At 39.8% G+C, this 24,887-nt stretch carries 22 protein-coding genes, 2 tRNA genes, 1 other RNA gene and 2 riboswitches; of the genes, 2 read left to right on the forward strand and 23 right to left on the reverse strand.

Annotation, left to right across the window (positions count from 1 at the left end; genetic code table 11):
• Nucleotides 1–12 precede the first annotated feature (12 nt).
• The 6 genes from trmFO to folP form a co-directional block, all read right to left on the reverse strand.
• Nucleotides 13–1,323: a methylenetetrahydrofolate--tRNA-(uracil(54)-C(5))-methyltransferase (FADH(2)-oxidizing) TrmFO gene (trmFO, locus tag F606_RS0107185; RefSeq protein WP_019553208.1), complete on the reverse strand. Its 1,311-nt coding sequence runs from the start codon at nucleotides 1,321–1,323 to the stop codon at nucleotides 13–15.
• Nucleotides 1,324–1,348: 25 nt separating this feature from the next.
• Nucleotides 1,349–3,628, reverse strand: coding sequence for a type I DNA topoisomerase (topA, locus tag F606_RS0107190; RefSeq protein WP_019553209.1), 2,280 nt, complete (start codon nucleotides 3,626–3,628; stop codon nucleotides 1,349–1,351).
• On the reverse strand, nucleotides 3,625–4,710 hold the full coding sequence (gene dprA, locus F606_RS0107195; RefSeq protein ID WP_322786210.1) for a DNA-processing protein DprA: 1,086 nt from the start codon (nucleotides 4,708–4,710) through the stop codon (nucleotides 3,625–3,627). The genes topA and dprA overlap by 4 nt, the downstream gene beginning before the upstream one ends.
• A 281-nt stretch (nucleotides 4,711–4,991) precedes the next feature.
• Nucleotides 4,992–5,477 carry a 2-amino-4-hydroxy-6-hydroxymethyldihydropteridine diphosphokinase gene (gene folK / locus F606_RS0107200; RefSeq protein ID WP_019553211.1) on the reverse strand — a complete coding sequence of 162 codons (486 nt, stop codon included), beginning with the start codon at nucleotides 5,475–5,477 and terminating at the stop codon, nucleotides 4,992–4,994.
• Nucleotides 5,478–5,840, reverse strand: a complete 363-nt coding sequence (gene folB, locus F606_RS0107205) for a dihydroneopterin aldolase (RefSeq protein WP_019553212.1) — start codon at nucleotides 5,838–5,840, stop codon at nucleotides 5,478–5,480.
• Nucleotides 5,840–7,045, reverse strand: coding sequence for a dihydropteroate synthase (gene folP / locus F606_RS0107210; protein ID WP_245542094.1), 1,206 nt, complete (start codon nucleotides 7,043–7,045; stop codon nucleotides 5,840–5,842). Before folP ends, folB begins: the two co-directional genes overlap by 1 nt.
• Nucleotides 7,046–7,164: 119 nt before the next feature.
• Between folP and F606_RS0107215 the strand changes: the two genes are divergently transcribed.
• Nucleotides 7,165–8,217: a nicotinate phosphoribosyltransferase gene (locus F606_RS0107215; protein WP_019553214.1), complete on the forward strand. Its 1,053-nt coding sequence runs from the start codon at nucleotides 7,165–7,167 to the stop codon at nucleotides 8,215–8,217.
• 204 nt (nucleotides 8,218–8,421) lie between these two features.
• Here F606_RS0107215 and F606_RS0107225 read toward each other — a convergent pair whose 3' ends face one another.
• The 14 genes from F606_RS0107225 to F606_RS0107285 all read right to left on the reverse strand — a co-directional run bounded on the left by F606_RS0107225 (nucleotide 8,422) and on the right by F606_RS0107285 (nucleotide 19,964).
• Nucleotides 8,422–9,084, reverse strand: a complete 663-nt coding sequence (locus F606_RS0107225) for a C40 family peptidase (protein ID WP_019553216.1) — start codon at nucleotides 9,082–9,084, stop codon at nucleotides 8,422–8,424.
• 5 nt (nucleotides 9,085–9,089) lie between these two features.
• Nucleotides 9,090–9,251: riboswitch (cyclic di-AMP (ydaO/yuaA leader) on the reverse strand.
• A 198-nt stretch (nucleotides 9,252–9,449) separates the two neighbouring features.
• Nucleotides 9,450–9,803, reverse strand: an RNA gene (gene rnpB, locus F606_RS22255) — RNase P RNA component class A.
• A gap of 66 nt (nucleotides 9,804–9,869) precedes the next feature.
• Nucleotides 9,870–10,523, reverse strand: a complete 654-nt coding sequence (gene thiE, locus F606_RS0107230) for a thiamine phosphate synthase (RefSeq protein ID WP_026329293.1) — start codon at nucleotides 10,521–10,523, stop codon at nucleotides 9,870–9,872.
• A 13-nt stretch (nucleotides 10,524–10,536) separates the two neighbouring features.
• The gene (gene thiF, locus F606_RS0107235; protein WP_019553218.1) at nucleotides 10,537–11,139 is read right to left on the reverse strand and encodes a sulfur carrier protein ThiS adenylyltransferase ThiF; all 603 of its coding nucleotides are present in this window, start codon (nucleotides 11,137–11,139) and stop codon (nucleotides 10,537–10,539) included.
• On the reverse strand, nucleotides 11,136–12,239 hold the full coding sequence (gene thiH / locus F606_RS0107240; RefSeq protein WP_019553219.1) for a 2-iminoacetate synthase ThiH: 1,104 nt from the start codon (nucleotides 12,237–12,239) through the stop codon (nucleotides 11,136–11,138). The genes thiF and thiH overlap by 4 nt, the downstream gene beginning before the upstream one ends.
• Nucleotide 12,240: 1 nt before the next feature.
• Nucleotides 12,241–13,026: a thiazole synthase gene (locus tag F606_RS0107245; protein WP_019553220.1), complete on the reverse strand. Its 786-nt coding sequence runs from the start codon at nucleotides 13,024–13,026 to the stop codon at nucleotides 12,241–12,243.
• A gap of 1 nt (nucleotide 13,027) precedes the next feature.
• A complete protein-coding gene (thiS, locus tag F606_RS0107250; RefSeq protein ID WP_019553221.1) occupies nucleotides 13,028–13,228 on the reverse strand; it encodes a sulfur carrier protein ThiS in 201 nt (66 codons plus the stop codon).
• Nucleotides 13,229–13,309: 81 nt separating this feature from the next.
• Nucleotides 13,310–13,419: riboswitch (TPP riboswitch) on the reverse strand.
• A gap of 61 nt (nucleotides 13,420–13,480) precedes the next feature.
• Nucleotides 13,481–14,599: a Nif3-like dinuclear metal center hexameric protein gene (locus tag F606_RS0107255; RefSeq protein ID WP_019553222.1), complete on the reverse strand. Its 1,119-nt coding sequence runs from the start codon at nucleotides 14,597–14,599 to the stop codon at nucleotides 13,481–13,483.
• A complete protein-coding gene (locus F606_RS0107260; RefSeq protein WP_019553223.1) occupies nucleotides 14,590–15,279 on the reverse strand; it encodes a tRNA (adenine(22)-N(1))-methyltransferase in 690 nt (229 codons plus the stop codon). The genes F606_RS0107255 and F606_RS0107260 overlap by 10 nt, the downstream gene beginning before the upstream one ends.
• 161 nt (nucleotides 15,280–15,440) lie before the next feature.
• Nucleotides 15,441–15,515, reverse strand: a tRNA-Ile gene (locus tag F606_RS0107265).
• 8 nt (nucleotides 15,516–15,523) lie between these two features.
• Nucleotides 15,524–15,599 (reverse strand) — tRNA-Asn (locus F606_RS0107270).
• Between the two features lie 61 nt (nucleotides 15,600–15,660).
• Nucleotides 15,661–16,785, reverse strand: a complete 1,125-nt coding sequence (gene rpoD, locus F606_RS0107275; RefSeq protein ID WP_019553224.1) for an RNA polymerase sigma factor RpoD — start codon at nucleotides 16,783–16,785, stop codon at nucleotides 15,661–15,663.
• A gap of 55 nt (nucleotides 16,786–16,840) precedes the next feature.
• Nucleotides 16,841–18,631 (reverse strand): DNA primase, encoded by a 1,791-nt coding sequence (gene dnaG, locus F606_RS0107280; RefSeq protein ID WP_019553225.1) that lies wholly within the window; start codon nucleotides 18,629–18,631, stop codon nucleotides 16,841–16,843.
• A 337-nt stretch (nucleotides 18,632–18,968) separates the two neighbouring features.
• Nucleotides 18,969–19,964 carry a deoxyguanosinetriphosphate triphosphohydrolase gene (locus tag F606_RS0107285; protein WP_019553226.1) on the reverse strand — a complete coding sequence of 332 codons (996 nt, stop codon included), beginning with the start codon at nucleotides 19,962–19,964 and terminating at the stop codon, nucleotides 18,969–18,971.
• A gap of 133 nt (nucleotides 19,965–20,097) precedes the next feature.
• Between F606_RS0107285 and F606_RS0107290 the strand changes: the two genes are divergently transcribed.
• Nucleotides 20,098–20,577, forward strand: coding sequence for an LptA/OstA family protein (locus F606_RS0107290; RefSeq protein WP_019553227.1), 480 nt, complete (start codon nucleotides 20,098–20,100; stop codon nucleotides 20,575–20,577).
• 195 nt (nucleotides 20,578–20,772) lie between these two features.
• Here F606_RS0107290 and glyS read toward each other — a convergent pair whose 3' ends face one another.
• The 3 genes from glyS to recO all read right to left on the reverse strand — a co-directional run bounded on the left by glyS (nucleotide 20,773) and on the right by recO (nucleotide 24,887).
• Nucleotides 20,773–22,830 (reverse strand): glycine--tRNA ligase subunit beta, encoded by a 2,058-nt coding sequence (glyS, locus tag F606_RS0107295; protein ID WP_019553228.1) that lies wholly within the window; start codon nucleotides 22,828–22,830, stop codon nucleotides 20,773–20,775.
• A complete protein-coding gene (gene glyQ / locus F606_RS0107300; RefSeq protein ID WP_019553229.1) occupies nucleotides 22,823–23,707 on the reverse strand; it encodes a glycine--tRNA ligase subunit alpha in 885 nt (294 codons plus the stop codon). Before glyQ ends, glyS begins: the two co-directional genes overlap by 8 nt.
• Nucleotides 23,708–24,131: 424 nt before the next feature.
• Nucleotides 24,132–24,887, reverse strand: coding sequence for a DNA repair protein RecO (gene recO / locus F606_RS0107305; RefSeq protein WP_019553230.1), 756 nt, complete (start codon nucleotides 24,885–24,887; stop codon nucleotides 24,132–24,134).

Consider the following 24,887-nt stretch of genomic DNA (forward strand, 5'->3'; position numbering starts at 1 on the left):
ATGAGCTCCGTTTTATAACTGTGTTTTAAAGGCAGCGATAGATTGCAAAGCTCGTTCAGATATCGCCTGTTTTTTAAGTTTTTTATCTTTCATCCGCTCGCCCAATTCCGGCAGCAAGCCAAAATTGACGTTCATCGGTTGAAAACGCTTCATATCTGCACTTGTAATGTAATGGCAAAGAGCTCCATGTGCTGTTTCCTGAGGGAAAGCAACCATTGGTTTCCCTTGTATCAAGCGGCAGGCATTTAACCCAGCTACAAGTCCAGAGGCTGCTGATTCAACATATCCTTCAACGCCTGTCATCTGCCCGGCAAAAAAAAGCATTGGATTGGTCTTACTTTGCATCGTTGGCAGCAAGACTTGTGGTGAATTTATAAACGTATTACGATGCATGACACCATAACGAACAAACTCTGCTGTATCGAGTCCCGGGATCAAACCAAAAACCCTTTTTTGTTCAGGCCATTTCAAATGTGTCTGAAACCCAACAATATTGTAAAGACTGGCTGCAGAGTTATCCTGACGAAGCTGCACGACGGCGTGAGGACGCACACCCGTTACCGGATGTTCAAGGCCAACAGGCTTTAAGGGTCCATATAAAAGAGTATCAATGCCACGACTAGCCATTTCTTCTACCGGCATACAGCCCTCAAAGAAAATTTCTTTTTCAAAGTTTTTCGTCTGTGTTTTTTCTGAATTTACCAATTCCTGCCAAAAATATTCATATTCTTCTTTATTCATTGGACAGTTTATATAATCATCATCACCTTTGCCATAGCGCGACGCTTTATAAGCTTTATCCATATTCAAAGAATCCTTCATAACAATTGGTGCTGCTGCATCATAAAAATAAAGATAGTCCTGCCCTAAAAGCGCAGCAATTTTTTCCGAAAGCGTTGGTGCTGTAAGCGGACCTGAGGCAATCAAAATAATTGCCTCATCAGTTTGTGGAATATCATTTATTTCTTGGTGAATGACATTAACCAGTGGATGATTCATCAATTTTTCGGTAACATACGTACTAAAACCTTCACGGTCAACCGCTAAAGCGCCGCCAGCCGGAACTTTCGTAGCATCCGCTGCTTCTATAATTAATGAGTTCATTTGGCGCATTTCTTCTTTTAGCAAACCCACTGCATTTTCAAGCCCGGCCCCACGAAGAGAATTACTGCAAACAAGCTCAGCAAAACCAGCTGTTTTATGGGCCGGTGTAGATTTTTCAGGACGCATTTCATATAAATCAACTTGTGTACCGCTATTGGCAATCTGCCAGGCAGCTTCGCTGCCGGCGAGACCAGCACCAATCACAATTACTTTCTTCACTCAGTTTCCTCCATCTGCATAAATGTTATTCTTTTGTTTCAATTTTTTTCTTTAGTATCGGCTTCTTATTCGCTGGTTTTTTCACAGCTGTTTTTTTTGCTTTACTTCTCGTTTTTTTCGGGGCTGCCTTTACAGGCACAGCAGCGGACTCAGGTTCGGTTTTAGCTGCCTCTTTTGCCGCTGCTTTTTCACGAAGTTTTTCAAGTTCTTTGTTAATTGGATGATCCACGCGGGTTTCACAAGCTTCATTACTGCAATACAGCAATGCCCGACCATTTTTATAATGATGTTTCAACATAAATGACGTACAAGTGGGACAAGTCTCTTTCAGCGGCGTATCCCAAGTAACATAATCACAATCAGGATAATTTTTGCAGCCAAAGAATACACGACCGCGTTTTGTACGACGTTCCACAATATTCCCACCACATTTCGGGCAAGATACACCCATTTCCTTTAATAGTGGTTTTGTATTACGGCACTCTGGAAAACCCGGACACGCTAAAAACTTGCCATAACGACCTTGTTTTACAATCAGCATACGACCACATAGTTCACAAGGTATATCCGATACTTCAACAGGAAGTTCAACGTGACCAATGGCTTCTTCAGCATGTTCTAATGTTTTGGCAAACGGGCCATAAAATTCCCTTAATAAATGGTTTTTTTCCACTTTTCCTTCGGCAATTTCATCCAGCTCATTTTCTAGGGTTGCCGTAAATTTTGCATCAACAATAGATTTGAAATATTCTTCCAGCATATCAATCACAACAAAACCTAGTTCTGTCGGTTCAAATTTCTTTTCCACGCGTACAACATAACCACGTGCTAAAATCGTTTCGATAATCGGCGAATACGTACTTGGGCGGCCAATCTCTTTTTCTTCCAGAATTTTAACCAGAGATGCTTCATTATAACGTGGTGGTGGTTCAGTAAAATGCTGTTTTGGCAAAACTTCTTGCAGCACAAGCTTCTGATCAATTTTCAGTTCTGGTAAAAATACATCCTTGTCTTTCTTTTCTTTACCTTCTGTATAAACTGCCGTAAAGCCTGGGAATATAAGCTGCGATCCCGCTGCCCTTAGTCCATATTCTCCTGCCTTGATTGCAATTGTCAATGTATCATAAATAGCCGGATTCATTTGACTGGCAATGAAACGTTCCCAAATCAATGTATAAATTTTCAGTTGATCTTTGGCTAAATATTTGCTGATTTCAGCTGGTACAAACTCGACGCTTGTTGGCCGAATAGCCTCATGTGCATCCTGCGACTTTTTCCCCACCGCATAAACTGGTGGCTTTTCAGGTACATAGTCTATACCAAATTCCTGTTCAATATAGTCTCTAGCTTCTTTTTGCGCAATTTCAGAAATTCGTGTTGAATCCGTACGCATATACGTGATTAACCCAACCGGACCTTTACGACCGAGATCAATGCCTTCATAAAGCTGCTGCGCCAGCATCATCGTTTTTCTAGATGTAAAGCCAAGTTTACGCGATGCATCCTGCTGCAGACTACTCGTAATAAACGGTGGTGCCGCTTTACGCTGTCGCTGCCGTTTTTTTATTTCCTGAACACAAAATGTTTCTTTTTCCAAAGCATCCGTAACAATTGCTGCTTGTTCTTCATTGCCAATTGCCAGTTTTTCACCCTGAGCCGTAATCAATTCCGCATCAAATAGAACAGATTTAGGTTTTTCGCGAAGCTGAACACCAATTGTCCAATATTCTTCTGATATAAAATTTTGTACTTCTTTTTCGCGGTCGCAGATTAGCTTAACCGTTACAGATTGTACACGCCCCGCGCTAAGACCTTTTCTTATCTTACGCCAAAGCAATGGGCTAAGCTTATAGCCAACAATTCGGTCCAGCATTCTTCTTGCTTGCTGCGCATCAACACGATCTAAATTAATCGGATGCGGGCTTTTTATAGCTTCTTGAATCGCTGGTTTTGTAATTTCATTAAACACAATTCGGCAGGCTTCATGTTCTTCTATATTCAATATATGTGCCAAATGCCAGGCAATCGCTTCACCTTCACGATCCGGATCGGATGCCAGATATACTTTATCGGCATGTTTGGCTTCTTTCTTTAATGACTTAATTAAATCACCTTTGCCACGAATATTAATATATTTAGGCATAAAATCATTTTCGACATCAATGCCGAACTGACTTTTCGGCAAATCACGCAAATGTCCCATGGATGCCCTTACAATATAATTTTTTCCTAAATATTTTTCTATAGTTTTGGCCTTTGCTGGTGATTCAACAACAACCAGTGTTTTTTCCTGTGATTTACTCACAAAACGCCCTCCTTAACAGCACGAACATAACAATGCGGGGCGTGCTCTACCACTAAACCACGCAATTCCATTTGTAATAATATACAAGTGATATTAGATGCATCACTTCTTGATTTTAAAATAATTTCATCAATTGACAATGGCTGATCATATGATAAGTTTTCATAAACAACCTTTTCTTCCTTTGATAAATTTATCACATTCTTATCTATATTACATTTCGATTCATTCCATGAATATTCTTCCAAAACATCTTTCGCACAAGAAACAAGTTTCGCCCCTTGTTGAATCAGCTTGTGGCAGCCTTTGCTTTGCTCAGAATAAATACTCCCCGGCACGGCAAATACATCCCGTCCTTCACTAAGTGCCATTTCGGCTGTAATCAGTGAACCGCTTTTAATTGCCGCTTCAACGACGATAACACCCCTGGACAAGCCGCTGATAATACGGTTTCTAGCCGGAAAAAACTTAGCATTCGGAGTCGTTCCCGGTGGATATTCAGATACAACTAGACCCGATTCCACAATTTCTTCTAATAAATGTTTATTTTCTATTGGATAAGCGACATCAACACCGCAGCCTAATACGGCAATTGTCCGCCCTTTTTTCAATGCACCTATATGCGCTGCCGTATCAATACCGCGCGCTGCACCACTTATTATTTCTATACCCGTCTCAGCCAGATCACCAGCTAGATTTTCTGCCGCAGCTTTGCCATATGCAGAAGTTTTTCGTGAACCAACAATTGCAACTCTTTGTTTTTCTCCAGACAGTATGCCTCGATAAAATAAAACAGAAGGTGGATTAAATATATTTTTTAATAGTTCTGGATATTCTGCATCTAGGTATGTACACAATTTTATTTTTTTCTTGCGCCATTTTTCCGCCAGCAGATCTATATCGATTGGATTTTTCTTAAACTCGCAAAAATTTTCATAACTGCCACGATCCAAACATTTGCTCTGCCATACATCTTGCACCGAACTTTTCCAAATCGTTTCTCCATTGCCAAAATAAGAAACCAGTCTGCGCAAACGCGCATTACCTATCCCGGGTATCATCTGTAACATCGCCAAAAACATTTTTTCCAAGCTCATCGCCGCCCAGCAATATTTTTACACTACATTTATTTACCCACTAAAATTTATGGCATTATCTTATAATACAAAGAACTTGCATAATTTGCAACACACGAATTGATATTTTTTCATTAATTTTCATATTATAATTGCATTATTGTCTATTCTGAATCTTTTGTTAAATTTTTTTGCTTAAATATAAAATAAAACAAAAGTACTCTTTTTTCTTTAGTGATTCTTATTTTTTAAGAAAAAAGAGTACTTTTATAAATTTATCGGGAAACTTATAAGACTTCTGCTTTATAGATTTTTACTTCACCATGATCTTTGCACCTCAGCAATAAATCTGTCGCTGTAAAATTATCTAAAATTATACTTTGACTAATTTCAGCCAAAGGAACCAAGACAAATCGCCGCTCGGCTAAAAAAGGATGCGGTAAAATCAAATCTGCTGTATTTAGTATAATACCGTCGTAACTCAGTAAATCTATATCAATATTTCTAGGACCCCAATGGATTATTCGCTCACGCCCCATTTGTGCTTCTATTTCTTGACAAATGGTCAAAATTTCCCGTGGTGACAAACGACTGTCAATTTGAACAACCGCATTCAAAAAAGATGCCTGTTCAACATAACCAACCGGTTCCGTCTCGTACAAGGATGAACTGTGTACAACTGTAACATTGGGATTTTGAGACAAATTTCGAATTGCCGTCTTAATATTCTCTTCTCGATTTCCAACGTTAGAACCCAATCCTAAAAAAATCATTTATTTACGGCTCCGCGTCGTTTCTACTTGAACAAAATCAATTGGACCTGATATTGGAACAGATGGTTTTCGCACACGTGTTGTCACTGAACTAACCACCGAATAGACTTTTAATATTTCATCATCAATATGCCCTGTTAATGCTTCCAATAATTGAAATCGTTTATTTTCAACTATTTCTTTGACAAACTGATATACCGACGCATAATCTACGGCATCTTTTAAATCATCAGTTAACGAAGCTTTATCGTTTTCTGTCGTCATTTCCACATCAAAATAAAATTTTTGTCCTTGTTCTCTTTCATATTCATATACCCCATGGAACCCATAAAACATAAGATTATTCATTAATATTTTTGTCATTATATTTCACTCCTTATCATTGCATCCATCATCATCAAAGTACGTTTCACAGCTTTGACATCGTGAACTCTATGGATTTGCACACCCTTGATTTTAGCAAGCGCCGAAGCAGCAATCGTTCCCTCAAGACGTTCATTGACAGGTAAATCCAAAACATGTCCAATAAATTTTTTTCGCGAAACTCCTAGCAGTATTGGACAGTTTAATTTTTTGAATTGATCTAGATGACCCATGATTTCAATATTGTCTTCAACTGTTTTAGCAAAACCAATGCCAGGATCAATGATTATATTTTCGCCCTTAATTCCTTTTTCTATACCAATTGCAATACTCCTGCTTAAAAATTGCTGGATATCAGCCATTACACCCATTGGATAAGAATTTTCCGCTTTATTATGCATAACAATAACCGGAACATCGTATTTTGCCACAACAGAAGACATTGAAACATCTTGTTGCAGTCCCCAAATATCATTGATTATATGCGCCCCCATGGCAAGAGCTGCTTCTGCTACTTCTGCTTTGTAGGTATCAATCGACACAGGTACACTGCAATGCGGTAAAATTTTTTGCAAAAAAGGCAAAAGACGTTCCTGCTCTTTTACCGCTGAAATCTTTTGTCCACCATCATAAGGCCGAGTTGATTCAGCGCCAATATCAATGATATCAGCTCCATCCGCTTGCATATTTTCGACATGTTGAATCGCTGCATCAATTTTATTATAGGAACCACCATCTGAAAAAGAATCTGGCGTAAGATTCAAGATTCCCATGACGAGACTTGTCTCACCATCTAAAACCAACTGCCGATCTTTCCATGAATAAATACGTTTTGGTAAGGTATTGGCATTTTTTAAAATATTTTCTATTTTTTCACCAATCTGTTTAAGACCCCATGGCTGCATTTTCAATTGAATAAGTGCCTGCTTATACTGCTTTAAAGTTGCCATAATCAGCACGGACGTATACTCCTGACTTAAATCCGCAGAATGGCCAGACACTGCCACATCGCCGCCTTTCCCCAAAAAAGTCTGCTTTAATATATTAGCCGCCTTGCATTTCATTTTTTCAATCTTAATTATTTTAAAAACGGCTTTATCCTGCATAAGTTTTACTCCTGCAGGATCGCAGTCAATCTTTTTCAACTCAGTAACAGCCTGCTTCAAACTACATATTTCTAAAATATTAATTTGTATATTTTCCACCAATTTCGCTCCCCCTATTGCTACTCAATACACTTTTATTGTATCATAACTAGGATACATAATTAAATCTTTGCAAATCAAATATATTTACGCATATCATTTCCAGGAGGAATTTTAAAATGAAAAAAAGATTAGATCCAAACTCATTCGATTTCCCTGTCGAAAAAATCCGCAGTGGATTCTACAGCGATATTTATTTTTTACGAACACAGGAAATCTTAAATCAAGCCAATCATCACCCTCGTGTTACGGTGCAGATTTTCCAGCGTGATTATGCCACCTTGTGCGGTATAGATGAGGCAATCGCTATCATTAAACGTTGTGCGTATCACCCTGAAAAACTCACAATCAAAGCCCTGCATGACGGCGATCAAATCGTTCCATGGGAAACAGTTATGACCATTGAAGGTGATCTTGCTGATTTCTCCCATCTTGAAACAGTTTATCTGGGCACACTAGCCAGGCAAACAAAGGTAGCAACCAATACCAGACGTACCGTCGAGGCATCTAACGGAAAGCCAGTTTTATTTTTTCCATCAAGATTCGATCATTATGCAGTCCAAGAATCAGATGGCTATGCTGCTAAAATTGGTGGCATGAGCGGCATTTCCACACCTGCCAATGCCGTTTCCTGGGGTATCGAAGCCGCCGGAACGATTCCACATTCTCTCATTGCTGCTTGTGGTGGCGATACCTTAAAAGCAACACGTGCTTTTGATAAATATATGGATCCAAATATCAGCCGCGTTGCACTTGTTGACTTTAATAATGACTGTGTCAATACAAGTCTTGCTGTCGCCAGAGAACTAGGCGATAAACTTTATGGCGTGCGTTTAGATACATCCGATAAAATGGTCGATGTTTCCTTGATCGGACAAATGGGACACTTTAAACCAACTGGCGTGAACGAACAGCTTGTGCGTAATGTTCGTGAAGCACTTGATAAAGAAGGATTTCAACACGTGAAAATCATGGTTTCCGGTGGGTTTAACCCCGAACGGATTCGTATGTTTGAAGAAAAAAATGTACCGGTTGATGTCTATGCTGTTGGCAGCAGTATCTTTGCTACCAGCGTTGACTTTACCGCTGATATTGTTTTAGTCGATGGCAAGCCATGTGCTAAAGCTGGTCGTCATTTTATTTTAAATCCACGATTGGAATTTGTGGAGTAAATTTTCTAAAGGAGGCTCTTATAGATGGAAATTTCTCTTGGTGATATATTTCTGTTTTTTTTAATTGTACTTGTATTTACCTATTCTTTTTGGGATACAATTTTTACAAATTAAGAACAATGTGCCTCAAAAAGCACCGCACCATTTATGGCTGCGGTGCTTTTTTGCATAAAAAAAGAGGAGACAACTGTCTCCTCACAACAATCAAAGCACTCGACGTGCCCCAACATAACATGAACTCCAATAGGAACTCGACAAAGAATCAACCGCAACACCACGACTGGAAGATGCATTGATGAAATTTCCATTCCCAAGATATATGCCAACATGGGAAACCCCGTAGTCATATGTAGAAAAAAACACCAAATCTCCTGGTATCAGATCACCATACGAAACTGGACTGCCAACTTCATATTGTGCGTCTGCTGTGCGTGGTAAAGAAATACCGGCATTAGCAAAAACATAACTCACATAGCCCGAACAATCAAAACCATTTGGTGAAGTTCCCCCAAAAACATAAGGAACCCCCACATATTGCAGTGATGATTGAATCACGCGACGTGAAATGTAGTTTGATCCACGGCTGACTTCTGGAATGGAACGCCCCATCAACGCACGATATGTTGAATCTCCGACAAGTCCATCCACAGACAAACCTCTAGATCGCTGAAATTCTTTGATCGCGGCTGCTGTAGCTGGTCCAAAAGCACCATCCGCTACTACATCATAACCTAAATTTGCTAATTCCCCTTGGATTCCTGCTACCTCATCGCCCTGGTCACCAACGCGAAATGCGGATGCATTTGCAATCGAAAACCAGCACACCATCACTAAAGACAGCATTAAAATACGTAACACTTTACTCAAAAGGTCACTCCTCTCTTAATTAGCCTACGAGGTTAGCTGACGGGTTAGGGTAGAGAAGAAGACCACCCTTGCTGTTATATTCATAACTCCTTATGAAAGCAACAAAATTCACCCCAAAACACAAATTGGTTTCCCCGTTCCTGAGTTAGATTCGGCTTATTTATCCTCAGCCTACTCAATTCGACAATAAATACATTTATCCTTCTTTATAAGGATATTTTTTGTATTTCTTCAACTTTTTTCTTACGTATTAAAAATATTCTGTTTTTTATAAAAGCGCTTTTGCTTACATTTCCGGCTTTATCTTAGCACAATTGCATAAAAAAACTGCCGGAAAATCCGACAGTTTAATTTTTGTTAAGCAAACTATGAGCAATCATTAAGCCGAGTTTTGTTCCGCTTACGCGGCAATAATCATTTATCTAGATCAGCCGTTGCCAACTGATTCAAGCGACACAACCCGGAAGGTTCCGCGGGCAGCATCATCCCTTCCCTATTCGGTCTTGCTCCGTGTGGGGTTTACCTAGCCAGTTAGTCACCTAACTGCTGGTGCGCTCTTACCGCACCTTTCCATCCTTACCTGATAAAATCAGGCGGTTTAAATTTCTATAGCACTTTCCCTAAGGTCACCCTCGCTGGACGTTATCCAGCACATTGCCCTATGGAGCCCGGACTTTCCTCAAATGCCTCGAGGCACTCGCGATTATTTTTCATACTCACAGTCGTTTGATAACTATGTGATTATATCACTCGGCTAAATAGATGTCAAACTAAGTTTCATACTGCTAACATGAAATATTCATAAGGCTTTGCAAACTCTTGACTTTTGCTCCAATATCTTCTGCACCAACAATCGCTGAAACAACTGCCGTAGTTTGAGCACCCGCAGCACATACCTCTGCAATATTATGCTCTTTTATGCCCCCAATTGCAACAAAAGGAAGTTTCCCCTGGGTCGCGGCATATTTGACAAAAGCCAAACCAACCGGTGCACTGACATTCTTTTTTGTTTGTGTTGCAAAAACAGGACCTACACCTACATAATCAACATACCCCAATGCTTCGGCTAAGCGGAGCTGCTCGGGGCAATGCGTTGAAAGTCCCAATATTTTATCTGATCCAATCAGTTTGCGCACGATCTGTGCAGGTAGATCATCCTGTCCAATATGAACACCATCTGCATCGACGGCTAATGCCAAATCAACAAAATCATCAATAACAAATGTAACATTGGCATCTCGTGTCATTTTGCGTATGGCAGTGCACTGTTCATACATTTCTTTGGCTGTTTTTTCTTTTTCACGATATTGCAAAAACGTAATACCTGCTTGAATTAGTTGATCTACAACCTCTAAATTACTGCGACCTTTTGACAAAGCTTCATCCGTTAAAGCATAAATCTTTGTTTTTTTGAAATTTTCCATTCCTAAAGAGCGCATACGTATTCCCCCATTATCCAATAACATGTTCTAACACCAAATCCACCTGTTTCGCAGCTGCAATCGTTACGCCGGGTGCCAGCGGCGGCAAATGATCAATGTCGCTGTTAAGATCTCCCACTATACAAAAATCATTGCGGATTTTATGAGTTTTAATTCGATCACTATTGCCAAAACCTGCTAATCCTGATACCGCTACGACAAATTCTTTTTTACCCACAAACGTTTCGACAAATAGAGTTTTATACGCCGGTTTATCAAATGCTTCTATTAAAATACTACAACCATGAAATAACTCGTTGATATTTGCTTCATCCACTTTTTTATGAATAATATTAAGTTCAAGATCCGGATTAATCTTATACAAAATTTCAGCCAAAGCTTCCACCTTTGCTGTTCCGACTTGCTCCAAAAAATAATTCTGCCTGTTTAAATTACTGGTTTCAATTTCATCCATATCAACGATCGTTATTTTTTTAAACCCCGATCGAACAAGCATACTAGCGCAATTTGAACCAAGTCCGCCAGCTCCAGCAATACCAACCGTAGTCCTTTGAATTTTAACAATTTGTTCAGTCGATAAATATTTTTTTAGGCCTGCCTCAAATGCATTCAATACAATCCCTGCCAATCTTTATAAACTGGTTGATAGCCTTCGCTGTAGAGCATCTGCGCCATATCCTCAATCGACCGCGTATCGGAAATATCAAACTGGCTTGAATCTTCACCTTTTGTATGTCCGCCAACAGCAGTGGTCACACCACCGGAAATTTTTGTCACACCAAGCTTCACCAAATGATCCCGCATCATGCGATTTTCTCTGGATGACAAAGTAATACCGCTGCGTGGCATAAATATACGATAAGCAGTAATATACTGAACAAGATTTACATCATTAACAATAACACGCGGTGGAAATCCGGCTGCACAAGGACGCATGCGCGGTGTCGACACTGCAACTTCCACATCTTTATAAACATGTTGCAAATAATCGGCGTGAACACCTGTAAAAAAAGCCTCTTTACGCCAGTCATTCAGCCCCAAAAGTGCTCCGATATTAACATTGCGCATTCCAGAGCGGCAAGCCCGCTCCGGTGCATCCAGGCGAAATTCGTAAATACTTTTCGGACCAGCCAAATGAAGTTCTTTGTATATCGAGCTATCATAAACTTCTTGGAACATTGTCATGCCATCCACACCAGATTGAACGGTTCTTACATATTCTTCTTCCGTCAGGGAATAGATTTCTACACTAATGCTCGTAAAAAATTTTTTAAGGACCTGTACTGCTGCTAAAATATAATCTACCGAACTATATTTTTGTGATTCACCGGTAAGAATCAGGATATGCTTGAGTCCCGTTTCCGAAATTTTCTTGGCCTCCGCTTCGACTTCCGCCATGGTAAGTTGTTTTCGTTCCAGCACATTATCATGGTTAAAGCCACAATAAACGCAAAGATTGTCACAATAATTCGCAATATACATCGGTGTAAAAAGCTGCATTACTTTACCAAAATTTTGGATTGTCATTCTCCGAGCACGCTGCGCCATCACCTCTAAATGACGTTCTGCTGCTGGTGACAATAGCGTTAAATAATCATAACGATTCAATTTTCCTTTACTTAAAACAGACAAAACATCCTGATCTTTTATTTTTGAAAAAAAATCCAGCAAATCCAGATCCTTATACTTTTCCATTTCTTGCAAAAAGCTCATTTCAAAGGACCTCCCCGTCATGTAAAAACCCGGTAAGCGGTGAAGATGCAGCCGCTCCACTCGGCATAACTCTCCCCAAACCAGCCAAATAAGCCATTCGCCCTGCCTGCACTGCTAACTTAAAGGCATGAGCCATAGCTGCCGGATCTGTCGCTACAGCAATCGCCGTATTGACTAAAACGCCTGCAGCTCCCATTTCCATAGCGGCAGCCGCCTCTGAAGGTCTGCCAATCCCAGCATCTACAATAATCGGCAGATCAATTTCATCAATCAAGATTCGAAGCAGTTCAACTGTTTGCAAACCACGGTTACTGCCAATCGGTGCACCCAGCGGCATTACCGCTGCCGCCCCAGCATCTACCAAACGTTTCGCACTCATTAAATCTGGACTCATATACGGCAAAACAATAAAGCCTTCTTTTGCTAGAATCTCTGTTGCTTTAATTGTTTCTTGATTATCCGGTAAAAGATACCGATTATCGGAAATAACCTCGATTTTAATCCAGTCCCCACACCCCATAGCTCGTGCCATATGGGCAATTCGAACCGCTTCATCCGCCGTTCTGGCACCTGAAGTATTTGGCATCAAAATACAATTTTCAGGAATGTAATTTAAAATATTTTCTGCTTCATAGTCACGATCCGCCCGGCGCAGCGCAACCGTAACAATCTGGGCAGCCGCTGCTTCTATCGCCGCTGGCATATCTTTATTGGAAGAAAATTTCCCTGTACCCATTAATAATCGACTCTGTATTTGTGTGTTGCCAATCGTAAATAGATCTCCCATTTCAGCCACCTCCTACAAAGGTAACAATTTCCAATCGATCTTGTGGACTTAAGATAATTTCATACCAATGTTTGTTTGCAATGATTGTACCATTATGTTCAACCACGACTTTTTTAGGCAAAAAACCTTTTCCCACCAAAAAATCACCTAAACTCATATTTTCCTGAATGATATTTTCTTTCCCATTTACTACAATTTCCATGTCAACACCAGCTCTCTTCGTATTTTCATGCCGCCTGAACATAGTGAGCAAAAATAACGCCTATCCATATAGGATAGGCGTATATAATACACATTTGCACTTCCTACGCGGGCATTATCCCGATCAGGTAACAGGTCAGGTGCTTAATAGCCCTTTCTCAGCCCATAACATGAGCTCCCTAGCAATCTATTGTGTTACACAAATTCTCTGTAACAAATTTAGTTTAACTCTTTTTTGCAACTACGTCAATCATCAAATCACAGTAAAAAAATCCCGACTCGTATCATCGGCGGTAATTTCAACCTGCCGGCCTTGTTCTTGCATACAAGAACGTAATCGTTCCGCTAAAACTTGCACCACAGGCATCTCTGTGCCAAAATGTCCAGCATCAATAAGGTGAATTCCCTGTTCAACTGCTTTTTGTGCTTCATGATATTTAACATCACCGGTAACAAATACATCCGCACCAGCATAGGCTGCTTTCCCGATAAATTCAGCCCCGCTGCCGCTGCACAGAGCTACTTTTCTGACGAGTTTATTGCCACTTTTCACAACACGTAATTGGTTTGTCGACAAGGCATTTTTTACCGTTTTAGCAAACTCATCAATAGTAGTGGGTTCGTTTAGTTCGCCAATTCGCCCCATACCTTCCACTTTTCTTTTATTTTTAAGTGAATATACATCATAACCCACCGATTCATAAGGGTGTACCTTCAGCATAGCCTTAACAACTTTATTTAAAATTTCAGCTGGCAAAATGGTCTCCAGACGAATTTCATTTACTGTTTCCAAAACACCACATTTTCCCTTAAACGGCTTTGCCTCAGTAAGCGGTAAAAATTGCCCCGCACCAATTACCGAAAAACTGCAATGTGAATAATTACCAATTTGACCTGCTCCAGCATTGCCAATTGCCGTCTGTACAACGTCCTTATACTCCACAGGAACAAATACAACTAGCTTGACAAGTTCTTCTTCATGGCTGATGTCTAAAGGCTTCACATTCTTCAAAAGTAAAAGTTCAGCCAAAACATCATTCACACCACCACTGGCAGTATCAAGATTCGTATGTGCCGCATATACAGCAATGTCATATTTCAAAATTCTGCTAAGCATGTGACCCAACGGAAGATCCGTTCGCAGATTTTTTATTGGTTTAAAGATTAGTGGATGATGCGCGATAATTAAATCATATTTTTCCTGCACGGCCCGCTCAATAACCGCTTCACTTACATCGAGACAAACCAATATTCTCTCAATATTTTGTGCCGGGCTGCCAATTAACAGCCCAACATTATCCCAGCTTTCAGCAAGAATACGTGGTGCAATCTTATCCATGATATCCATTACAACCTGACATTTTATAGACATTGCATTCGATCCTCCAATTCTTTTATTTTTTCTAAAACAAAGGAATATTTTTCACTTTGTTTTGCCTGTTCACTGTTTGCCATTCCCCTTAAAACACGTTTGCTTTGAAAAAGCAAATTTTCAATGTGCTGACGCAATAAAATATGGCGATTTTGCCAAAGCATTGGACCAATTTCCATTAAAAGGTCTTCTGGCATTGCCGTATACCCATGAACAGCATACATCACTTCATACAAGCGGCCTTCATCAAAAACAAGATCTTCCTCGTTGATTTTCCAGCCATTTTGGTAGAGCCATGAACGCAGAAGTGCTGCTCCATTCATCGGCTGCAAAACCACTCCTTTTAAATCAGCTGTAACACGGGGGCATTTGCTTAAAATATCAATCATCAAAGCTCCCCCCATGCCCGCAATCGTCAGCACATCAACTTCACCTGGCGACAAAACAGTAATACCATCACCAAAACGAACATCAATCTGTGACGATACTCCCGCCGCTAAAATTGTTTTTTGAGCCACCTGATAAGGTCCCGCATGTACATCACAAGCAAAGGCTTTATCCACAATTTTATTTTCTACCAACGAAATAGGCAAATAAGCGTGATCTGTGCCAATATCTGCCACCACTGAACCTTTGGGAACAAATTTTGCCACCGATAATAAACGCGGTCCTAAATTCATTATACTTCCTCCAAATTTTCAAATATAAAAAAATGCAAAGCAGACTCTGCTTTGCATCAAATGTATTACATTGATGGGTAATACCAAAATAAAACTGCTATGAAACCGCTTAATAAGCAGAAATACACGTAGCGAATCTATTACCCAAATTCTTTATAAAATGGTGGGCCCACCTGGGATTGAACCAGGGACCGACCGGTTATGAGCCGGTTGCTCTACCGCTGAGCTATAGGCCCTTAAAAAATGGCTCCTTGAGTAGGACTCGAACCTACGACCGATCGGTTAACAGCCGATTGCTCTACCAACTGAGCTATCAAGGAATATGCCAACATCAGCTATTATACAAAATGACATTTATCATGTCAAGAAAAATTTGTAAATTTATTCAAGAAAATCCTTTAATTTCTTACTACGACTTGGGTGGCGAAGCTTTCGCAAGGCTTTCGCTTCGATCTGGCGAATACGTTCTCTCGTCACACCAAAATTTTGTCCAACCTCTTCAAGCGTTCTTGCCCGACCATCATCTAGTCCAAAGCGCAGGCGAAGTACTTTTTCCTCGCGCGGCGTCAATGTTTCTAAAACCTCTTCCAATTGTTCCTTCAGTAACATAAAGGAGGCAGCTTCAGCTGGAGCCGGTGCATCCTGATCTTCAATAAAATCACCAAGATGGGAATCTTCTTCTTCACCAATTGGCGTTTCCAGCGATACTGGTTCTTGCGCAATTTTCATAATTTCGCGAACCCGTTCTACTGTAATTTCCATTTCTTTGGCAATTTCTTCTGGAGCGGGTTCTCGGCCAAGTTCTTGTAAAAGTTGACGTGATACCCGAATCAATTTATTGATTGTTTCAACCATATGCACAGGGATTCGAATCGTTCGCGCTTGATCGGCAATAGCCCTGGTAATGGCCTGACGAATCCACCAAGTTGCATACGTACTGAATTTATAGCCTTTATTATAGTCAAATTTTTCTACAGCCTTAATCAGTCCAAGATTTCCTTCTTGAATTAAATCAAGAAACAACATTCCACGACCAACATACCGTTTTGCAATGCTGACAACCAAACGAAGATTTGCTTCGGCCAGCCTGCGTTTTGCTTCTTCGTCGCCCTCTTCCATGCGTTTCGCTAAAAAGACTTCTTCTTCTGCGGTCAATAGAGGTACACGACCAATTTCCTTTAAATACATACGAACCGGATCATCAATACTGATACCTTCTGGAATGCTTAAATCAATTTCATTTTCATCGCCGTCAGTTTTGTCAAGTCCCTGAACATCCGTATCATCCGTGTGATCTGAATCAGCAATTTCATCGACAATATCGATACCTTTGCCCGTAAAGATCTCATACATATCATCGATTTCTTCTGGCGACAGCTCTTCACTTTGAAAAGCGTCAACAATTTCCGTATACGTAAGAACGGCACCGCGTTTTTTAGCTTTATTCAATAGCTTTTCAATTATTTCTGCACTGTGCGCCGACAAATGTTGTTTCTTTTCAGCCATTTACATACCTCCTTTCCGTATACTTACACTTATTAAATTTTCCCACTGCTTTAAATCATATTTTGTCAATTTCATTTTTTATTCGCTGACTTTCTGCAAGCTCCTGCACAAAGCCCTCATCCCCCATACGTTCTAATTCATCTGCCTTCAAGCGATGTTCTTCATATAATTTCCTTAAATATGCTAAATGAATTGTTTTTATGCAATCATCCAGTAACTGCAGTCTGTCCTCAGACTCCAATTCATCCAGCAGACAATGTGATAGTTCCGCATTGGCTTTTTCACTCAAATGCGAAGATGCTGTAAGATCATTGATTGTCTTCTTATTTTTGTAGCTGTCTGATAAAAATTGTATAATTTCGCGATGCATATCTGTTTGAAACTCATTCACCCTTAGCTGTGCATCCAAATAAGGCAGAATGCTAGTATCCATCCATACCGTATTGATAACATGACGACCAGCTTGAATTACGGCATTATCTACTTTTTTAGCAATCGTACGCATACTCGAATTTAATGGCTTTACCATTCGCGTACGAGCCAATCCTGAAGATTTGTGTATTTCACTGCGAATGGCTCCTTCATCAACACCTATAACTTGTGATATACGGGTAATATATGCATTCAATTCAACTGCATTATTCATCTCCGCCAATATCGGTGTGAGTTTTTCAACCACCGCTACTTTTCCTTCCAGTGTAGAATAGTCATGTTCACTAAAAGCTCGTTTCATTTGATATTCAACCAACGGCAATGCATCTTGAATCAACTTACGAAACTGTGTTGGTCCATGTTTACGGATATATTCATCTGGATCTTTTCCATCAGGAATTGAAATAACCCTTACATTTGCACCACTGCCACGAATAATAGAAAGAGCCCGAATCGTTGCATTTTGTCCAGCACTATCACTATCATAAGCAAAACGAATTTCTGGTGCATAACGAAGTATTTTTTTACATTGCTCCAATGTAAATGCTGTGCCCAAGGAAGCAACTACATTTTTAATCCCACTATTATGTGCTGTTATAGCATCCATATACCCTTCAACTACAATAACAAAACCGCTTTCTTTAATTGATTTTGCTGCTTGGTCAAGACCAAATAAAAGACGCCTTTTATTAAAAATAAGCGTTTCCGACGAATTTAAATATTTAGGCTGACTATCATCTAATACTCTGCCGCCAAACCCCACAACCCGACTGCGTTCATCGCAGATAGGAATGATAACCCTGTTGCGGAAGCGATCATAGACACCGCCTGATGATCGTTCTGCTGCCAAGCCGGATTCAATTAGCAGTTCATCGCTGATACCTCTTTTTTGAAATGCCTCAGACAATTTGCTCCACGACTGCGGTGCAAACCCCAATTTGAAATCTGCAATAATTTTCTCATTGATTCCACGCTGTAAAAAATATGTCTTGGCCTGTATACCATATTTCGTTTTTGTCAGGCAGGCATGGAAAAAATCTCGAGCCATTTCATGAACTTTATATAGTTTTGCTATTTCACGTTCTCTGATTACTTCCTGCTCGGTTTTTTCCCGTTGCGGCAATGGTATATTCAGCTTATTTGCTTGGAATTTGATTGCATCAAAATAAGATAAATTCTCAATCATCGAAATAAATTTAAAAACATTTCCGCCTGCATGGCAGCCAAAGCAATAAAAAAAGCCTTTCTCCGGCAGTACAGAAAAAGATGGTGTCTTTTCACTATGAAAAGGACAACAGCCCCAATATCGATTTCCCTTTTTCTTCAAAGCCACATATTCAGAAATTGCTGCTACGATATCAGATTCTGAGCGCACACGTTCAACAAAGTCATCATAAATCATATTGCCTTCCATTAAATTCACCTTTCATTGCGCTCTTCGATTTACTTATATGCTGTGAAAACATTCTTCTATTTCAAACAAAATATAAATACTTAAACCTAAATTCGCTAAGATTTTATATTTTCCTGCTTTTTTCAAACAACTTTCACAACTGCATATCTGTGAGTCTATATTTTTTAACCCAATATCTTGCGATTTCATCTTACTCATTGTTAAATATATTCAATATAAATCATCAATATCCTTTTTCCCTATTGACATTCTTTTATAATTTTGTTCTCAGCAAAAAAAAAGAACGATTTTTTAGCAAAATCATTCCCCACGATCTTTCAAAACAATCTGTTGGTTTTTATAAACGAATCGAGATTGGCGGCATAAAAATTTCATTAAATAACTGCACCGAATAACTATCTGTAAGGCCTGCTATATAATCAACAACTACAATTTGTTTACCCCAATTCTCTTCTCGATGCAAAAATTCTTTGGGCAAACGATCAAAATGCTTCATAAAATAAAGATAAAGCTGTTCAATGACAAAACCAGCCTGAGCACGCTCTTTGGCCAGAATATTCGAATGATAAATATTTTCAAACATAAAAGCTCGAAAGGTATTCATGACCTCAACGAATTCCGGTGACATAAAAATATCAGCTTGGTCAATCGATGAAACAATCATATCCGATACCATTGCTGTTATCATCTTAGACGGATCGATTCCTAACGTTTTTTTCACAACGGCCGGCAAATCTCCACTTTTCAACATTCCAGCCCGCATCCCATCATCATAGTCATGGCATAGATAGGCAATACGATCCGCTGTTTTAACAATACGGCCTTCCAATGTTTTCGGTGTTATTTTCCCTGTGTGATTCACAACCCCATCTTTAACTTGGACGGTAAGATTAAGACCTTTACCATCTCTCTCTAAATATTCAATCACACGCAAACTTTGTTCATTATGCGAAAAATGGCCCACTAAACGCTGCATCGTTTCTTCGCCAGCATGACCAAATGGTGTATGCCCTACATCATGAGCTAAAGCAATCGCTTCCACTAAATCTTCGTTAAGCTGCAAACCTCTGGCAATGGTTCGAGAAATTTGTGATACCTCTAAGCTGTGAGTCATCCGTGTACGATAATGGTCACCTGAAGCTATGTAAACTTGGGTTTTATGTTTCAAACGTCGAAAGGACTTCGCATGTAAAATACGATCACGATCTCGTTGATATTTCGTTCGAAACTGACAGTCAATCTCTAGAGTCACTCGCTTTGCTTCTTTACTCTTACTGGCATAGGGCGATAAAATATCATATTCAAGCTGCTCCGTTCGTTCACGTATATTCAACCTTTACACCTCCAATGTCTTTCTTTCATTATATAACATCTATTCTAAGAAAGAAAATTTTTAGTTCACTGTACCTATATTTTTGAAACCTAGATCTGTTATAATATAATCTGAGATAGAAAGGAGTCAATACATGAAATCAATTAAACTGTTTTTTCTTACCTTTACAATCCTAACATTGATGACGGCGGCAGCTTTTGCCAGCAAACCGACCATCACGTCTGATTCAAATTATCTTGATATTAATACAGGCAGATATATTCTTGAAGGCAATGTCCGCATCGCCACAGATTCTCGTATCATTACAGCCGACAAAGCACAAGTGAATATTTCTTCTTTTGAAGTATGGGGGCAGGGAAACATTACCGTTTTGCAAGATGATATTACCTTTACCGGCGATAGCGTTTACGTCAACGGCAGTAAAAAAGAAGCTTCCATTAAAGGAAATGTTGATCTCGAACGAAGTGGTTTATCGATCACAGCCGATTCTGTAACGTATAACTGGGATACAAAAATTGCTGAGTTTTATAATAACGTCAACGTAAATAACAATGGTCAACAATCTTCAGCTACGTATATAAGCTATAACGTAAAAGACAATGCTATTTTATAATATATAAGTTGCCTCTAGCCTATTAGGCTGCCATGAATGGGGGGATAGGGCATCGTTTGCTTCCTACGTAACGCCACGGAGCCCTATCCCCCATTCATGACGATTCCCATATAAAATCTTTAATGCAACTTAATGTTTATAGCAAAAAAGCTTCTCTGTAAAGCAGAGAAGCTTTTTTGCTATAAATATATCACGTTATACGATTTTACTAAAATCTGCCACATGACTTATCAGTTCCAATATGGATTTTAATAAAGCAAGGCGGTTGTTTTTGATTGTTTCATCTTTATCCATGACCATAACACCTGCAAAAAAGACATCAATCGGCGTTGTTAAGTCCATGAGTGCATCAATTGCCCCACTGTAGTCCTGTCCATCCACTAAGCTTTCAACAGCGTTTGCCGTAGATGTATAGGCTTGGTATAAAGCTTTTTCTTCCACCAATGTAAATAAAGATGAATTTATAGAAATCATCGATGCTTTTTTCGCTAAATTCGTAACACGCACAAATGCTTGAATTGCTTTCCCCATCGGTTCTTTGTCGATTTCGAGTGACAGTGCTTTTGCTTTTAAATATACACTGTAAACATCAAAAACACCACCGCTGATAACTGCATCAGCAATATCATAACGAATTTTCGCATCCGCTAAAACATTTTTAATCCGCAAACGTAAAAAATCCTCTACATCAACCAGCATTTTACTTCTTGTAGCTGCATCGGTAATATCAAACAAATCCAGCGAGCAATTCACTAGATCGGCTAAAGAAATTGTATACTTGGCATCAATTATAATATTAACCAGTCCCAAGGCCTGACGACGCAACGCAAATGGATCCTGTGACCCCGTTGGAATCAAACCGCGACTAAACGTTGCTACAATATTATCAATTTTATCCGCAATACTTACAATACGTCCCGCAGTACTTGGCGGCAAAGCATCCCCGGCAAAACGTGGTAAATAATGTTCATAAATGGCAGCAGCCGTTGCTTTCGTTTCACCTTCAAGCAAAGCATATTCCCGTCCCATAACACCTTGAAGTTCCGTGAATTCACAAACCATACCACTAACGAGATCGGCTTTGGCCAGTTTTGCGGCTCGAACAGAGGTCTCTATTTCAACAGCCGAAGCTCCAATTGCTTTGCCGATAAAATCTGCCAATTTCTCCAAACGAGTTGTTTTATCATAAATGCTGCCAAGACCTTCTTGAAATACAACTGTCTTTAATTTTTCTAAACGATCAACCAATTTCACTTTACGGTCTTCATCAAAGAAAAATTGTGCATCATCAAGGCGCGCCCGAAGCACACGTTCATTACCATGTTGTACCGTTTCCAAATGCTCACTGCCGCCATTTCGGACCGTAATGAACAGCGGCATGAGTTTCCCATCAGCTGCTAATACGGGAAAATATCTCTGATGTTCACGCATTGGCGTAATAACCGTTTCTGGTGGTAATAAGAGATATTTTTCAGAAAAGCTGCCACAAAGTGCAGTTGGATATTCTACCAAAAATACAACTTCTTCTAAAAGTTCTTCCGTTATATCAGCTTTTCCGCCTTTTGCAGCAGCTAATTCTTCAATTTGCTGACGAATCATACTGCGACGAATGACCTGATCCACAATAACAAATTGTTCTTTAAGCAATGTTTCATAATCCGCCGCCCGCGTAATCGAAAAATCGCCTTGACTTAAGAAGCGATGACCGCGTGAGATACGACCAGAAGATACGTTAGCAACCGTAAAATCAATAACAGCATCATCAAACAATGCCACAATCCAACGAATCGGACGAACAAATTTTACATCAAGATCTGCCCAATGCATATTTTTAGGAAAGTTCAACCCATTGATTAAATTTGGCAAAACTTCCGGCAGCAATGCTTCTGTATCGTGACCCTTTTCATGAACAATTGCATAAACATAACCATCTCTAACTTCAAGTGTCTTAACATCAACTTTTTGACCACGGGCAAACCCTTCACAAGCCTTGGTTGGATTGCCTTGCGCATCAAAGGCAATTTTTATGGAAGGGCCTTTATTTTCACTTTGGATATCTGCCTGTTTTATATTGAGGCCTTTCATTATAAGTGTCATACGGCGTGGGGTTCCAACCGTACGAATATCTTCATAGGAAATACGAAGATCTGTAAAAATCTTCTTTGCCGTATCGGCAATTTGCTGTAAAATTCCCGGCATAAAATGTGCAGGAACTTCTTCCGTACCAATTTCTAATAATAAATCTTTATTCATGCTCTTTACCTCCCTTTAGCAATGGGTAGCCAAGTTCCTCACGCTGTTTCAAATAACACTGTGCACAAAGTTTTGCCAAGTTACGAACTCTGCCAATAAATGCCGTACGTTCCGAAACACTAATAGCACCACGAGCGTCAAGAAGATTAAATGTATGCGAACATTTTAATACATAATCATAAGCAGGATGAACAAACCCAAGCATAATGATACGAATTGCTTCTTTTTCATATTTATCAAACAAATCAAACAGTAAATCTACATCGGCAAGTTCAAAATTATAGGTTGACTGTTCAACTTCGTTTTGATGAAATACATCCCCATACGTATAGCCTTCCGCCCATTCCAGTTCATAAACATTTTCCTTACCTTGAATATACATGGACAAACGTTCTAAACCATATGTAATTTCGACCGATACCGGCTTTACATCAACACCACCAACTTGTTGGAAATACGTAAACTGCGTGATTTCCATGCCATCGAGCCAAACTTCCCAGCCTAATCCCCAAGCTCCTAGTGTTGGTGATTCCCAGTTATCTTCAACAAAACGTATATCATGTTCTGCTGGATTAATCCCTAATTTAGCCAAACTTTCCAGATATAATTCTTGAATATTATCAGGCGATGGTTTCATAATCACCTGAAACTGATGATGTTGAAACAAACGATTTGGATTTTCACCATAACGACCATCAGCTGGACGTCTCGATGGCTCTACATAGGCTACATGCCAAGGTTCTGGACCTAAAACACGTAAAAAAGTCGACGGATTCATCGTACCGGCACCTTTTTCGATATCATATGCTTGTGTTAAAATACAACCCTGCTCAGACCAAAATTTTTGCAAGGTCAGGATTATTTCCTGAAATTTCATAAGAAAACTACCTCCTCATTCTTGTTTTGTGCTGCTTGTATCAGTGTATATTTGAAGATGAAACAAACAATGAATTGAATTCGTACGGTTTTGGGCAACAAAAAAACATCTCCATCCCGTAACACAAATGTTACAGGGACGAGATGTTATACCCGCGGTTCCACCCTGATTGGCTTTCGCCCACCTTCGTCTATTGTGAGTTTTACTGGCAAAATGCTTTCTTCTCACTGCTCCAAAACGCCGTTCACTCTTTTTTTAGCGGACTCACACCATCTCCACTTCGCTTTTAGTCAAGAGCTACTCTTTTTTTCATCGCATTCATCTCTATCATATCTTCAAAAGACTATTTTAGTGTAACAAATCACGCGAATCTTGTCAATCAACTTAACGAGCTGAAAAATATTATCGCCTGTCTTTTTTAACATTACATTTTTTTCGCCCCGGGAAGCATTGACAATTGATGAATAAAGGCCAGCGACTTCAATGGTTTTTCTAGCAGGTTTTGCAAATAAAGCAGTAATAACGTTTCTGCTAAAACCAAATCTCCTCCGCTTACACTAAAGACCGGCGGCTTAAGCCAATCAAGTTCCCGCAACTGATAAATAAACATTCGCAGTTTATCTGAAAATGCATCGGATCCTGGCGACTTGCAGTCACTACATAAAACGCCACGCTGTTCGAGTGAAAAAAATGCATCCCCTTTAATCGGTGTACCACAAACGACGCATGTATCAAAATTCAACTGATAACCCGTATAGTCTAAAAATTGATAAGCCACCGCCAGCGCTACAATGCGAGGATTGTGTTTGGAAAAAGCCGCATAGGCTTGTAATAACTTATCGAATATTTGTGGTTCAGGATGGCGTTCCGGACACAAACCCAAGACCAATTCAGCAACAAACGTCGCATACGCCATAGCATCTAAATCTTCGCGCAAAGCCTTAAAGGATAGTTTCATTTCACATTGCCGAACGATATCCAGCCGCTGTCCTTCCCCCAGCTGCACATCCAAATAACTAAACATTTGCATCCCGCCGGCAAGGGCGCTGCGCGGACGCCTGCAGCCATAAGCGGCTGCTTTTATAATTCCCAAATCTCTGGAAAAAAGAGTAACCATTTTATCCGCTTCACCCCAATTGTGGACGGATAAAATTATAGCATCTGTCTTATACTGCGCCAT

The organism is Propionispira raffinosivorans DSM 20765, from assembly GCF_000381065.1.
Taxonomy (GTDB): Bacteria; Bacillota; Negativicutes; order Selenomonadales; family Selenomonadaceae; genus Propionispira; species Propionispira raffinosivorans.

What these genes read in the sequence shown, in the direction of transcription:
- F606_RS0107215 (WP_019553214.1), top strand. Translation starts at nt 7,165, where the DNA reads ATGAAAAAAAGATTAGATCCAAACTCATTCGATTTCCCTGTCGAAAAA.
- thiH (WP_019553219.1), bottom strand. Translation starts at nt 12,239, where the DNA reads ATGAGCTTTTTGCAAGAAATGGAAAAGTATAAGGATCTGGATTTGCTG.
- thiS (WP_019553221.1), bottom strand. Translation starts at nt 13,228, where the DNA reads ATGGAAATTGTAGTAAATGGGAAAGAAAATATCATTCAGGAAAATATG.
- folB (WP_019553212.1), bottom strand. Translation starts at nt 5,840, where the DNA reads ATGACAAAAATATTAATGAATAATCTTATGTTTTATGGGTTCCATGGG.
- F606_RS0107260 (WP_019553223.1), bottom strand. Translation starts at nt 15,279, where the DNA reads ATGAATTTAGGACCGCGTTTATTATCGGTGGCAAAATTTGTTCCCAAA.
- folK (WP_019553211.1), bottom strand. Translation starts at nt 5,477, where the DNA reads ATGATTTTTTTAGGATTGGGTTCTAACGTTGGAAATCGAGAAGAGAAT.
- glyS (WP_019553228.1), bottom strand. Translation starts at nt 22,830, where the DNA reads ATGAATAAAGATTTATTATTAGAAATTGGTACGGAAGAAGTTCCTGCA.
- rpoD (WP_019553224.1), bottom strand. Translation starts at nt 16,785, where the DNA reads ATGGCTGAAAAGAAACAACATTTGTCGGCGCACAGTGCAGAAATAATT.
- F606_RS0107245 (WP_019553220.1), bottom strand. Translation starts at nt 13,026, where the DNA reads ATGGGAGATCTATTTACGATTGGCAACACACAAATACAGAGTCGATTA.
- recO (WP_019553230.1), bottom strand. Translation starts at nt 24,887, where the DNA reads ATGGCGCAGTATAAGACAGATGCTATAATTTTATCCGTCCACAATTGG.
- glyQ (WP_019553229.1), bottom strand. Translation starts at nt 23,707, where the DNA reads ATGAAATTTCAGGAAATAATCCTGACCTTGCAAAAATTTTGGTCTGAG.
- dprA (WP_322786210.1), bottom strand. Translation starts at nt 4,710, where the DNA reads ATGTTTTTGGCGATGTTACAGATGATACCCGGGATAGGTAATGCGCGT.
- F606_RS0107290 (WP_019553227.1), top strand. Translation starts at nt 20,098, where the DNA reads ATGAAATCAATTAAACTGTTTTTTCTTACCTTTACAATCCTAACATTG.
- thiE (WP_026329293.1), bottom strand. Translation starts at nt 10,523, where the DNA reads ATGCGCTCTTTAGGAATGGAAAATTTCAAAAAAACAAAGATTTATGCT.
- dnaG (WP_019553225.1), bottom strand. Translation starts at nt 18,631, where the DNA reads ATGGAAGGCAATATGATTTATGATGACTTTGTTGAACGTGTGCGCTCA.
- F606_RS0107255 (WP_019553222.1), bottom strand. Translation starts at nt 14,599, where the DNA reads ATGTCTATAAAATGTCAGGTTGTAATGGATATCATGGATAAGATTGCA.